The 11,641-nt window shown below is 44.2% G+C and carries 14 protein-coding genes; 6 read left to right on the top strand and 8 right to left on the bottom strand.

Annotation, left to right across the window (positions count from 1 at the left end):
- Positions 1–126 precede the first annotated feature (126 nt).
- On the top strand, positions 127–1,797 hold the full coding sequence (locus ADM98_RS11705) for a glycoside hydrolase family 13 protein (RefSeq protein ID WP_053453680.1): 1,671 nt from the start codon (positions 127–129) through the stop codon (positions 1,795–1,797).
- Between the two features lie 64 nt (positions 1,798–1,861).
- On the opposite strand, the gene ADM98_RS11700 is transcribed toward ADM98_RS11705, so the two are convergent.
- The 3 genes from ADM98_RS11700 to ADM98_RS11690 all read right to left on the bottom strand — a co-directional run bounded on the left by ADM98_RS11700 (position 1,862) and on the right by ADM98_RS11690 (position 3,586).
- Positions 1,862–2,218, bottom strand: coding sequence for a PilZ domain-containing protein (locus ADM98_RS11700; RefSeq protein WP_053453679.1), 357 nt, complete (start codon positions 2,216–2,218; stop codon positions 1,862–1,864).
- Positions 2,219–2,278: 60 nt separating this feature from the next.
- A complete protein-coding gene (locus ADM98_RS11695) occupies positions 2,279–2,977 on the bottom strand; it encodes a queuosine precursor transporter (RefSeq protein ID WP_053453678.1) in 699 nt (232 codons plus the stop codon).
- Positions 2,978–3,103: 126 nt separating this feature from the next.
- Entirely contained in the window at positions 3,104–3,586 is a 483-nt protein-coding gene (locus ADM98_RS11690) for a GNAT family N-acetyltransferase (RefSeq protein ID WP_053453677.1), read from the bottom strand.
- Between the two features lie 202 nt (positions 3,587–3,788).
- On the opposite strand from ADM98_RS11690, the gene ADM98_RS11685 reads away from it, so the two are divergent.
- Together ADM98_RS11685 and ADM98_RS11680 are read left to right on the top strand one after the other, a co-directional pair.
- Complete coding sequence (locus tag ADM98_RS11685; RefSeq protein WP_023468579.1) at positions 3,789–4,103, top strand: hypothetical protein; 315 nt, start codon at positions 3,789–3,791, stop codon at positions 4,101–4,103.
- Between the two features lie 41 nt (positions 4,104–4,144).
- Positions 4,145–4,936, top strand: a complete 792-nt coding sequence (locus ADM98_RS11680) for a class I SAM-dependent methyltransferase (protein WP_053453676.1) — start codon at positions 4,145–4,147, stop codon at positions 4,934–4,936.
- Positions 4,937–4,991: 55 nt separating this feature from the next.
- Here ADM98_RS11680 and putP read toward each other — a convergent pair whose 3' ends face one another.
- From putP to ADM98_RS11660, 4 genes are all read right to left on the bottom strand, one after another.
- Positions 4,992–6,464 carry a sodium/proline symporter PutP gene (putP, locus tag ADM98_RS11675; protein WP_053453675.1) on the bottom strand — a complete coding sequence of 491 codons (1,473 nt, stop codon included), beginning with the start codon at positions 6,462–6,464 and terminating at the stop codon, positions 4,992–4,994.
- A 317-nt stretch (positions 6,465–6,781) separates the two neighbouring features.
- A complete protein-coding gene (locus tag ADM98_RS11670; RefSeq protein WP_053453674.1) occupies positions 6,782–7,900 on the bottom strand; it encodes a tyrosine-type recombinase/integrase in 1,119 nt (372 codons plus the stop codon).
- A gap of 78 nt (positions 7,901–7,978) precedes the next feature.
- Positions 7,979–9,223 carry a hypothetical protein gene (locus ADM98_RS11665; protein WP_053453673.1) on the bottom strand — a complete coding sequence of 415 codons (1,245 nt, stop codon included), beginning with the start codon at positions 9,221–9,223 and terminating at the stop codon, positions 7,979–7,981.
- A gap of 461 nt (positions 9,224–9,684) precedes the next feature.
- On the bottom strand, positions 9,685–10,152 hold the full coding sequence (locus ADM98_RS11660) for a helix-turn-helix domain-containing protein (protein WP_053453672.1): 468 nt from the start codon (positions 10,150–10,152) through the stop codon (positions 9,685–9,687).
- Positions 10,153–10,369: 217 nt separating this feature from the next.
- Here ADM98_RS11660 and ADM98_RS11655 point away from each other — a divergent pair, with 217 nt between their 5' ends.
- The 3 genes from ADM98_RS11655 to ADM98_RS11645 are packed head-to-tail and all read left to right on the top strand — an operon-like array spanning position 10,370 to position 11,186.
- Positions 10,370–10,591, top strand: a complete 222-nt coding sequence (locus tag ADM98_RS11655; protein WP_053453671.1) for a helix-turn-helix transcriptional regulator — start codon at positions 10,370–10,372, stop codon at positions 10,589–10,591.
- A gap of 48 nt (positions 10,592–10,639) precedes the next feature.
- Positions 10,640–10,897 (top strand): helix-turn-helix domain-containing protein, encoded by a 258-nt coding sequence (locus tag ADM98_RS17485; RefSeq protein ID WP_053453670.1) that lies wholly within the window; start codon positions 10,640–10,642, stop codon positions 10,895–10,897.
- 13 nt (positions 10,898–10,910) lie between these two features.
- Positions 10,911–11,186 (top strand): hypothetical protein, encoded by a 276-nt coding sequence (locus ADM98_RS11645; RefSeq protein ID WP_053453669.1) that lies wholly within the window; start codon positions 10,911–10,913, stop codon positions 11,184–11,186.
- An 8-nt stretch (positions 11,187–11,194) separates the two neighbouring features.
- On the opposite strand, the gene ADM98_RS11640 is transcribed toward ADM98_RS11645, so the two are convergent.
- Positions 11,195–11,569: a DUF2513 domain-containing protein gene (locus ADM98_RS11640; protein ID WP_053453668.1), complete on the bottom strand. Its 375-nt coding sequence runs from the start codon at positions 11,567–11,569 to the stop codon at positions 11,195–11,197.
- Positions 11,570–11,641: the final 72 nt, after the last annotated feature.

Below are 11,641 nucleotides of genomic sequence, written 5' to 3'. Positions count from 1 at the left end.
CTTGAGCGCCTCTGAGGGACGTGTTAAGATGACGTTGTGAGAATTGAAAGCGCTTTTAAATTTCGATGCAATCGTTTGCTCAAATTGTGGCACGATAAGGTACATAAAAAGGAGAGTGTGTAGAGGATGGAACGAAAATGGTGGCATGATAGTGTCGTTTATCAAATTTACCCACGTAGTTATAACGATTCGAATGGGGATGGGATCGGTGACTTAAACGGAATCATTGAAAAGTTGGATTATTTAAAAAAACTTGGTATCGACGTCATATGGTTGAGCCCTGTCTATGATTCACCGAATGACGATAATGGATACGATATCCGGGATTACGAAGCAATCATGAAGGAATTTGGAACGATGGATGATTTTGATCGTCTTTTAGATGAAGCACATGCACGAGACATCAAAATCGTCATGGATCTCGTCATTAATCACTCGTCGGATGAACACCAATGGTTCGCTGAATCACGTCAAAGTAAAGACAATCCATATCGAGATTATTACATGTGGCGCCCAGCCAACCCGGACGGTTCTCTGCCGAACAATTGGGGCTCGATTTTCTCAGGTCCAGCGTGGGAATATGATGAAGCAACGAATGAATATTACTTACATTTGTTCTCGAAGAAACAACCAGATTTGAACTGGGAAAATGAGCAGATGCGTCACGATGTATATGGCATGATTCGCCGTTGGTTGGATCGAGGGATTGATGGATTCCGAATGGATGTCATCAACTTGATTTCGAAGACACCAGGATTACCAGATGCAACCGTTCATCCAGGAGCATTGTATGGAGATGGTGGAGAACATTATATCAACGGACCACGTGTCCATGAGTTTTTACATGAGATGAATGAAGCATCGTTCGGAAAGTATGATGTCCTGACAGTCGGTGAGATGCCAGGAGCAACAACGGATGATGCAATCCTTTATACGGACCCGGCACGTCAAGAGGTCAACATGGTCTTTACGTTCGAACATATGGATCTTGATTCAGGTCCGAATGGGAAATGGGATGTCATTCCGTTTGATTTGCTTAAACTAAAGCAAAACTTCACCAAATGGCAGACGGCGTTACATGAGACGGGCTGGAATTCACTTTATTGGAACAACCATGACCAACCACGTGTCGTCAGTCGATTTGGTAATGACTCGACGTATCGCGTCGAGTCAGCGAAAATGCTTGCTACACTGTTGCACTTATTAAAAGGGACACCATATATCTATCAAGGCGAAGAAATCGGGATGACGAACGTCGCTTTTGAGGATATCGCTGACTATGAAGATATCGAAATTCGAAACATGTGGAAAGAACGAACAGAACAAGGAGCTTCACCAGCTGAATTGTTACGATCGATCCACATTAAAGGACGTGACAACGCTCGGACACCGATGCAGTGGAATGCGTCGGAAAATGCTGGTTTCTCGACTGGAACACCATGGTTGAAGGTAAATCCGAATTATCCAGAAATCAACGTCGAACAAGCACTAGCAAATGAGCAATCCATTTTCTATTACTATCAACATTTGATTCGTCTACGACACGATCATGAACTCGTCGTATACGGACGATATGAACTAATACTCGAAGAACATCGGGAAGTATACGCGTATTCGCGAACACTCGAAGGCGAAACATGGTACGTTTATTGCTCGTTTGCAGATCACGATGTAACCATTCCAGTTGCGCATGATACGTCAGACCGTATCATCGGGAATTACGATGAGGTTGAGGTGTCAGGAGAACTCATACTTCGACCGTACGAAGCAGTCGTCTTCCGAACGTTTGAGGGGTAATTCTACTAACAAAAAAAGAGACACTGCTCATGAACGAGCAGTGTCTCTTTTGATCATTGTGTTATTATCGCTCCAGTTGAGCAACCTGTTTAACTTGAGCGATGATCGTCTCACGATCTGTCGTTGAAGGATTAAGGCGGATGCCGTACAAACTCTCGGGACCGACCGGTTTTTCGTGTAAGAGATACCCTTCAATGCAGAGTGGCTCTTGACCCTCGATCAATGAGAACTCCACGACGATTTTCATTGATTTTTGAAGTGGGAGTTTCAGTGCGGTACTAATAGCTAAACCATTTGGTGAGATGTTATGAATTTTCATTAGTCCGTTCGGTGTACGTTGTTCGTTTTTTAATAAATAAAATTCGCCTGTTATTGGCGTTTTTAACGTATAGCGAAACGGTTCATTTCGTTTGATTTTCATGCAGGCACCTCCACCTCTATTATCCGACAATTTCGTCAAGTCATCTAGTTCTTTTTTATGTTACGCTGCAGCATCTGTCGACTGTTTCGTCGGATGAATTCGTTTTGCCCAATACATGAATGGTGTTGCAAACCAAGCCACGACGAATTTCGCAAGATATGTCGTCAAGAAGATTTGCCACCAAATGGAGAAGGGCATATCGTGAAAGGCAATCGCACAAAACGTCAACGTATCGAGTAACTGGCTTAATACGGTTGAACCAGTTGTTCGTAACCAAAGTTTCCGTTCGCCTGTCTTCTGACGGATCTTCGAATAGATGAAGACATCAAATAGTTGCGAGACGAGATAAGCCGCAAGACTACCAACAGCAATCCATGGTAAGAGTCCGAACAATAAATGTAAGGAATCAGATGTTTCAAGTGCTGCCTTATCCGCAAGTGGTGTATAGAAGAGACTAAATTGCATGAGGACGGTCGTCGTGATCAGGGAGAAGAAACCCATATAGACCCCTTTACGAGCGACTTTCTTTCCGTATTTTTCATTTAGAATATCTGTCGCAAGATAACAACTACCATACACGACGTTTCCTAACGTAAAGACGAAGCCAAAAATATCGACGGTTTGAGTAACTTGGATGTTTGCGATGATTGTTGCGATGGCAATCCACATCAACAATCCGGTTTTTCCAAAAAGATAATAACTGAAGACCAATAATCCCATCGTCAAGAAGATAGAAGGGATCCATAACCATTCGTTCATGAGGTGTACTCCTTTCTGTTCATACAAATGAAAATTTTACGCTGAAAATGATCACCTGTCAAAGGCGATGGTATGTTAGAAGCCGACAAAAAAAAGACCATGAGCTCATGGTCTTTCAAACGTTCTTTATCCGAGTCGTTGCAAAGAATACCGACGACGTCTTCCTTTGACGTAATAGTTCTCTGTCCATGTAAAATCGTTCAATTCTAGAATCCGTTTCGCATAAAGAGCGTGTGGTGACTGATCGAGTACGCGTGCGCGTACTTCGTGGCGATCTAGTACCTGCGAATGTGATAAAGCTTCTGCGACGGCCTGCGTAGCTAGACCTCTATGAGTGTAAGAATCAAACACCATAAAATCAAGTTGGAAATAGTGACCCATTTTTAAAAGCAGAACCCGTCCAACGATCGTATCTGCTTCAACGATATCAAAGTAATAATCTTCAGGATAACTGTGCTCGACGGAATCAAAAGCCCGCTCTTCTCCAAGCTCATGGTCATACCCTTTGATTTCTTGCGGAGTCAGTCCATATGCTTGCTCGCCATACTTCAAGAAATGTTCATACTCAGCTTGATCGACATGACGTAATGCTCGACGTCTTAATTCCATCACAAAATCCTCCTTCAACGATTGATGCCTCGTTTACATTATAGCGATACCCTCCTTGCAATTGCAAAAATTAACTGGAACCAATCCGCAGGAAGAAATTTAAAAAAAGTCAATTTGTAATCATCTTGTGATTGTTTTAATTGCCTCGGAATATGGTAAAGTAATGATGTAGACAACTGCATACTGGAAGGGGCTGGAAAACGTGTTCACAGAACGTGACGGAATCAAATTGCGTCTAGAGCAAATCGAACGATTGTATTCGGACTTGAATCGTGAAGCGAAACAATTGACGGAACGCTTACGCCAATTAGATGAACAAGGGGACGAAGTTCAACATGATCTTTCCCTTAACAAAGAAGACCGCGATCATTTGAAATCAAGCATCGATGAGACACTTCAAGCACTCATGAAGCGGACGACGGTGGATGCAAAAGTCGAACAGGAAAAGCAAGAAGACCTGATTTCGAAAAAGGCATTGATTGAAGACATCGAAGGATTATTAAAGAAAAAGAAATGAGCTAGCTCCGGCTGGCTTATTTTTTTATGGAGGAAAGAATTATGAAACCAACGATTGGACTGACGACGTGTCTTCGTCCGACCGAAGACGTCCGCCATCGTGTGAAGCAGCTATTAGCGGATGAGATGATTCATTTCGTTTACATCGCGCGTAAGAAGAAAGGGATTGAACAATTACAGCAAGAAACAGGATTACCTGTACTTGTCGTCGATAAACAACGACTAGAGCTTTATCCACTCGGAGAGAAGATATCATTCTTTTTTCATCCATCAAGTGCCGTCTTTCGCATTAAACAAATCGACGCAGGTGGAGGAGATCCACTAGTTACGATCGGTCGTTTATCTGAAGGAATGCGTGTGCTTGACTGTACACTAGGTCTTGGTGCAGATGCGATCGTCATGAGTCATGCCGTTGGTGAGACGGGACAACTCATAGGACTCGAGAGTCGAACTGAGACCGCTTTCGTTGTCAAACAGGGGTTACAGCGCTGGGAAGAGTCCTATTCGCCAATCAATCAAGCGATGCGACGAATCGAGGTTCGAATGGAACATCATTTGGAGTTTTTAAAGCAATGTCCTGACGATAGTTTTGATGTCATCTATTTTGATCCGATGTTTGAACGGACGGTATCGGAATCGACGCATCTCGATCCGCTTCGAACGCTTGCAAACTATGAAACGTTATCAGTTGAAACGATCATGGAAGCAAAACGTGTGGCGAGCCAGCGTATCGTCCTTAAAGCGCATTATGAGAGTCCACTATTTGAACGCTATGGGTTTGGACGAACAAAGCGTAAGACGTCAAAGTTACATTATGGTGTCATCGAATTGTAAGACCAAAAAAGACCTCTGCCGTTTGAACGGCAGAGGTCTTACTAGTTGTTGCTAATTATTGAACTGCGTCTTTTAATTCGTCTTCCATCTCTTCGAACGTTTCCTGAACAGCATTGACTGGTTGTTTCGTCATTAAGCTGACGACAACTGTGAAGATCAAGCTTGTGAAGAATCCAGGAACCATTTCGTAAAGTGTCGTGCTAAGTCCGAGTTGGACCCAGATGATGACGGTCAAGGCACCTGAGATGATACCAGCTAACGCACCTTGTTTCGTCATGCGTTTCCAGTAAAGGGAAAGTAAGATGATCGGACCAAAGGCAGAACCGAATCCAGCCCATGCATAACCGACAAGTGCAAGAATCGTTGCTGACGGATTCCAAGCGAGTACACTTGCGATGATGGCAACGACAAGAACAGCAATTCGACCTGTTAGAACGAGTTCTTTATCTGATGCATCTTTTTTCAAGAACGTTTTATAAAAGTCTTCTGTCAACGCACTTGATGTGACAAGCAATTGTGACGAAATCGTCGACATGATTGCAGCGAGAATCGCAGCCATCAAGAATCCTGTGATATACGGATGGAACAGAACATCTGAGAAACGGATGAAGACTGTCTCTGGATCGCCGAGTCCATTGCCTTGTCCTTCAAAGTAAGCAATACCGACAAGTCCTGTCATCATCGCACCTATGATTGAGACGAACATCCAACCGATACCGATACGGCGGGCACTTTTTAAGTCCTTGACAGAGCGAATTGCCATAAAGCGGACAATGATGTGTGGTTGACCAAAGTAACCAAGTCCCCAGGCAAGGAATCCAATGATTCCGAGAATCGTTGTCCCTTTAAATGGATCAAACAGCGAAGGGTCTAGGTTTTCAGCGTAATTGTACGCACCATCAACTCCACCAACGTCTGTTAATGCGACGATCGGTACAAGAACGAGTGCGACAAACATGATACAGCCCTGGACGAAATCGGTCCAACTAACTGCGAGAAAACCGCCGAAAAGGGTGTAGGCGATTACGACCGCAATCGTCAAGAGCATACCATAGTGGTAATCAAATCCAAATGAGCTGACGAATAATTTTCCGCCAGATACGATTCCAGCTGATGTGTAGAACGTAAAGAAAATGATAATGACGAGTGCTGATACGGTACGAAGCACACGTGATTTGTCTTCAAAACGATTCTCTAAGAAATCAGGGATCGTAATGGAGTCGTTTGCCATTTCCGTATAGAGACGAAAACGTGGAGCGAGTACAATGTAGTTCACGTAACATCCAATCAATAATCCGAGTGCTAGCCAAAGTGCTGAAACACCTGTTGCATACATGGCGCCGGGAAGTCCCATGAGCATCCATCCACTCATATCCGATGCACCAGCAGATAGTGCTGTAACACCAGGACCGAGATCGCGTCCGCCTAACATGTAATCTTCTGTATTCGTCGTTCGCTTGTAGGCAAAATAACCGATTGCCAACATGAGAACAAGATACAGGATGATCGAAATCCATTCTTGCGTCATAAAGTTAAATCCTCCAAATGCAATAGTTTTTTTAGCGAAAAAGCATGTAACACCTCGTTCGCCAAATGATATGTTCCCCACCTTACAGGGGATAAAACGACTTTGCAAGTAACGTCAAATTCATGAAAAGTGCCGCCACGCCTAGTGCCTTAAGGGGTCGGGACGCTTTTAGTCCCTATTAAAGTTCATTAATTTCGAAGATTCTAACTATTTCGAAACTAAGGGTAGCAAACCCGTTGAACCGCAACGGATTCGCCTTTTTTGGAGGTTTACGCAAAATGAATACCTGCACGATTTCTGCACATTCTACCGAAAAATCAGACCGTTTTTTCTTCGTACATCTCGTCGAGGAGATCCCGTGCGCGGTCTTTCATTTCGTCCGTCACATGGAGATACGTCTGGACCGTCGTCGACAAATCTGCATGACCAAGGATCGCCTGGATGCCGGTGAGCGGAAGTCCTTGTTGGATCAAGAGTGTCGCATACGTATGACGGAGTGTGTGCAGCGTGATGACCGGGAGTCCGGCAGATTTCGCGAGGAGCCGGAAGTGGGGCATCGTCAACTTGTCATAGATATACTTGCCGTTCTCGGAAGTGAAGACGAGATCCTGTACGTTCTCATGCCCACTCTCGTTCAACCATGTCATCTGTTCGAAGCGCCACCGCTCGAGGAACGTCCGGAGATGACGGCTCATCGGGACGACACGAGCGTTGCCGGACTTGAGGGTCGTCCATCGCTTGATGCCCGCTTGTGCCGACATCAGCGCTTGGCGTTCGACACGGATCGTGCCGTTCTTGAAGTCGATATGCTCCCAACCGAGCGAACGCGCCTCGTTGCTCCGGAGTCCGGTGTGGGCGAGTAGGATATAGAGCTTCGCGCGCGGCTCGAACCAGTACAGTTCTTCGAATAATTTGATGTGTTCGATCGTCCATAATACCCGTTCCCGCTCCTTCGGACTGCGTAACATCGCGATCCGCAGTTCCTTGTCGGAATGGTAGCCTGCTTCATAACTATAGGAGAGAAGAGAGTTGATGTGCCGGGCGATCGAGTTCCGGGAGTTCGCCTTCAGCTGGCGTTCCCGTGCATGTCGGTCGAGCCAAGACGTGATCTCTCGCTTGTTCAGACTGCTTACTTTCCGGCTACCGAATACACGCAGGAAGGGACCAAGGGAAACGCGACGGGCATACAGCGTCATCTCCTTGAGGATGCCTTGCTTCTCGACGAGGTATTCACTCGTCAAGGCTTCGAGATCGAGCCCTGTCTTTTTTCCAATCAACCCATCCTCGTTCTTGCGGATCATGTCCTGCGCCCAGCGTTTGATTTCCCGTTGCGTGTCTGCCGTCTTGCTCGGTTGATGCCGGACGCCGTTGCGATCGGTGAGCGAGAGGCGGGTCCAATACTTGCCGTTGTCGAGCTTGATGATCTTGTAGTTCATGATGTTCCTCCTTTTACGTACATACGTTCGAATCGTGTCTGTAAGAAAAGGCACCTGAGTGCCTTCAGTGTACTACGTTTAATTCGCTTCTGATCCAGCAGTTTTAAAGAATTTTGCAAAGCCTGGTCGTTCAATTTGAGCCGCTGTTTTGATTCGTTCAAGGTGACTTTTTGCTTTCGTAAGTGTACCTCCTGGATCTTGTCGAAATTTACTTGGGTATACTTCAAGAAGTGTACTCAGTTGATCTAATTCTTTTATAATAATTCGGTGTGAATCCATAGCTTGCGTAAATCCATCCGTTGTATAAACGGGTGCTTTGAAGTGAATGCTAGCTGTAATTTCATTCGATACAGTTGCGTCAAATCTGTATAAATCATCTAAGTCTTCTACAGAGATGTATTCAAATTGACTAAACCCGTCTTCTTTCTTATACGGGGTGAACCGTTGTTGTAACTCATCAGCGGTTGTATAGATAGCATTCATAGCTTCGGATATTTTAAAAACACTTGTGATAGCTTCTGGATATCGCTCGGCATCAGTTTGCTCCGGGCTCGTATCTAATTCCTCATCCGTATTCCCTTCTTCCGTCACGGGTTCTGCGATGATCGGTTCGAAATTGGATTCAACTGTTTTCGTGATTGCCTCATTCAGTGGGACTGCGAGCAACGATTTGTCGCGTCGATTCGGAAGGTAAGAGGAAGCCTCGTCCCATGACTCGAAATTCTTTGCCATTGCGTAGGTTTCGAAACTAGAGGCCATCGCGCTTAAGTTCTGTGAGAGTTGCTCGAGGTTTTGATAGTCGAGTCCTTCTGTATTCTCGAATGTCGCACCTTTCTCTTGATTCAAGAGAAGTCCCATCGCCATCGTATGGGCGGTCTGCGATGCTTCATTCAGGGAAGTAATTTGATCATCAATCTGTTGGACGACATCTTTCGTGATCGTCTGCTGGAAATCCTTGATTGGCAGCTTCTTCGCTTTTCGAACAGCCTCTTGTTTCGTCATCAAACGGTCGACGAATTGATCCGTAGCATCAATCGTATCTTTAAGACTGTCTGGACCAGCATCAAGAGCTGCTTGAATCTTCTCAGGATCCGTAATGTCAGAGGGGGACTGAACCTTGACGCTCGTCTTGAATTGTTTCGTTGAAGACTCGCTTTTCTCATCTTGTGCCTTAACTTCCTGCTTCGTATCAATCGGTTTTTCGTTCTGATTGCTATAAATACCGCCTGCCGTCCCGATCACAACAACCCCGAGAATGGCGAACAACGTCCCCTTGCCACCGAGTCCGGACTTACGCCTATTCGAACGTCTCCGTTCCTCCATAATATATCCTCCTAGTCTATTTTAAAATAAATCCGATACGTTCCATATCTGTTATGCATATCCATACTTATTCTATACTAAGGAGGTTCCCGATATGACGCCATTTTATGCGATATAGTAAATATCATTCGACAAAGTCTGACCCTTCATGTCGAACGAATATCTAACAAACGTGGTTAAATATTGTAATAGGTCTATTGCATTATTTTCCAAAGTTATTTACTATGAGTAAAGAAACATAAGAATAGGCGTTCGTATTTCAATCGAAACGAGGCGGTTTTGTGTTAGTAGTAAAGAAGAAGAGTCCAGCTCACCCGTCAATTGAATCCATCTTGAACACGCAGCGGATCAAGCACGTGCTCAGTCCGCACACTGGTAAGTTAGAGAAAGTTCCTTACACCTTAAATGACATGATGATAGAGGCTTTAGCCCATGAAAAAAAGGACGAAGAGTGAGATTCCTCACTGCTCGTCCTTCTTTTTTTCGTTCGTTATATCTTTATTATTGTTATATTCGTTTAATGCTTCATTCAATTGGAATCTATAAAAATTAAATAAGGTATTCAATCGTTCTCTACCTAAAATATTCGCTTCAGATTCAGTTATATTTAATAATTTCAATAACGTCTTCTCTTCCGCTTTCAATATCAACTCTTGTTCAGACTTTGGATAAGGATCGTCACTTCTAGAATATAGGTAATCAAAACTTGTATCTAATTTTTCTACTAGCTCCGGCATGACATCAGTCGGCGGGAATCGTTCGCCTGACTCCCATGCCCCGTAAGCGGACTGGGATCTCCCTAAACGTTTCGCCATTTCTAGTTGCGTAATTCCTTTTTTAGATCGAAGTTCTCTTATTCGACTCGCCATCTTCGCAAGCCGCTCTTCCTCCGTCATGAACTGCACACCCTTTACTATAGTCTCCATCATATCGTCTCTCCTTCTATATAATGCGCCGAATTCCTCACAAAATGAATGTACTACAAAATGACCACGATATGACTACTTCGAGGTCAATTGTACCCGATTTACAGGTATTTCCGCAAAACAAAGTAAAATAATCCCGTTTTACGGGTTGACTTACCCGTTTTACAGGTATATAGTAATAAGTGTAAGACAGACACAACGAAGAAAAGAGGTGACAGACATGCCAGAAGAAGTACGTCAGGCGCTTCGGATGAAACGTCTTTCGATCGGTATGACGCAAATCTACATTGCGAAATGCTTAGGGATTCGCCCACAGATGTATAGCGATATCGAGCGTGGAAGACGCGGTCTACAAGTTGGACTTGCACTATCGATCGCGGAAATCCTAGAGGTTTCCGTCGAAGAACTTTTTTTTGCAGAAAAATACCCGATTTACAGGTAAAATGATTTATTTTATCCCGTAATTCAGGATAACAAAGGTGGTGACATCATGCAACAAACAATCATGTTGACCTTTACCCCGGAATCACTCACGGCACTCATCGATGAACGGATTCGGGAAGCGCTCGATCAACACACCGCGAAGGTCTGGATGAGCGAAAAGGAAGCAAAAGAATACACCGGCTTCTCTCAGTTCACACTATACAACGCACGAATGGATGGCGAACTGAAGGCATCCAAATGCAACCGGAGCGTCCGGTATCATCGCGACGATCTCGATGCGTGGATGCGCAGCAAACAAAAATAAGGAGGTAGTACACATGGAAAAGCACACAGAAAACATCGAAGTGATCGGTAATGCAATCATGAAACAGCTCAACAAATCAGCTGATTCGAAACAAGGGGAGCAAGTCGGAGGGCAAATTTTGAAAGTCAATAAAGACTTCAGCAAAGGTTCTACACAGTGCCGCGTCACATTGGAGATTGAACTACATGTGTTCGCAACTGAAGGTGAGTATATCCAAACAAACGCAGGCGAAGAAGCCATCAAAGAAATTGATGACCTCCTCATAGCAATCTATCAGCGCACAAAATAACCCTGAATTTAATTTCCTAAACGTTCTTTTAACAAGCTCGCAGCCGTCTCTGCCAAGACATTTAGCGAAACACTCTCGAATTTTGATGAAAGTTCGTTAACTTCTTTCCAAACAGCATCATCGCGAATGTTATCGAGGAAGGCGTGACCCTGCCAGGTCATTTCTTTGATGACAAAGTTAAAGTTACCTCCAGGCAACTTAATCTCTTCGCCTCTTATAAAGCCGGCAGATTCTAGTGTCTGCAATACATGAAAGATAATATCTGGACTGAACTGATCTAATCGAGGATTTTTAAGCAAAGTAATCATTCGATATTCCGTTGTCAGTTCATTTTCTTCAATCGAAAGCAAAGTTTCTCGTACGCAATCATGATCAAGTTTCATATGTATCACCTCCTTCTATCTCAGTATATCAACTACATACTGGAAAAAAGGGGGCGTTGGAAATCAAGTCAA

The sequence above is a fragment of the Exiguobacterium sp. BMC-KP genome (assembly GCF_001275385.1).
Classification (GTDB): domain Bacteria; phylum Bacillota; class Bacilli; order Exiguobacteriales; family Exiguobacteriaceae; genus Exiguobacterium_A.
The sequence above is the reverse complement of the archived record's forward strand: the minus strand, read 5'-3'. Positions and strand labels throughout refer to the sequence as shown.

Excerpts from the sequence above, each read along its gene's own strand:
- ADM98_RS11705 (WP_053453680.1), top strand. The coding sequence starts at position 127 with ATGGAACGAAAATGGTGGCATGATAGTGTCGTTTATCAAATTTACCCA.
- ADM98_RS11680 (WP_053453676.1), top strand. The coding sequence starts at position 4,145 with ATGAAACCAACGATTGGACTGACGACGTGTCTTCGTCCGACCGAAGAC.
- ADM98_RS11660 (WP_053453672.1), bottom strand. The coding sequence starts at position 10,152 with ATGATGGAGACTATAGTAAAGGGTGTGCAGTTCATGACGGAGGAAGAG.
- ADM98_RS11670 (WP_053453674.1), bottom strand. The coding sequence starts at position 7,900 with ATGAACTACAAGATCATCAAGCTCGACAACGGCAAGTATTGGACCCGC.
- putP (WP_053453675.1), bottom strand. The coding sequence starts at position 6,464 with ATGACGCAAGAATGGATTTCGATCATCCTGTATCTTGTTCTCATGTTG.
- ADM98_RS11645 (WP_053453669.1), top strand. The coding sequence starts at position 10,911 with ATGGAAAAGCACACAGAAAACATCGAAGTGATCGGTAATGCAATCATG.
- ADM98_RS11655 (WP_053453671.1), top strand. The coding sequence starts at position 10,370 with ATGCCAGAAGAAGTACGTCAGGCGCTTCGGATGAAACGTCTTTCGATC.
- ADM98_RS11695 (WP_053453678.1), bottom strand. The coding sequence starts at position 2,977 with ATGAACGAATGGTTATGGATCCCTTCTATCTTCTTGACGATGGGATTA.
- ADM98_RS11690 (WP_053453677.1), bottom strand. The coding sequence starts at position 3,586 with ATGGAATTAAGACGTCGAGCATTACGTCATGTCGATCAAGCTGAGTAT.
- ADM98_RS17485 (WP_053453670.1), top strand. The coding sequence starts at position 10,640 with ATGCAACAAACAATCATGTTGACCTTTACCCCGGAATCACTCACGGCA.
- ADM98_RS11665 (WP_053453673.1), bottom strand. The coding sequence starts at position 9,223 with ATGGAGGAACGGAGACGTTCGAATAGGCGTAAGTCCGGACTCGGTGGC.
- ADM98_RS11700 (WP_053453679.1), bottom strand. The coding sequence starts at position 2,218 with ATGAAAATCAAACGAAATGAACCGTTTCGCTATACGTTAAAAACGCCA.
- ADM98_RS11640 (WP_053453668.1), bottom strand. The coding sequence starts at position 11,569 with ATGAAACTTGATCATGATTGCGTACGAGAAACTTTGCTTTCGATTGAA.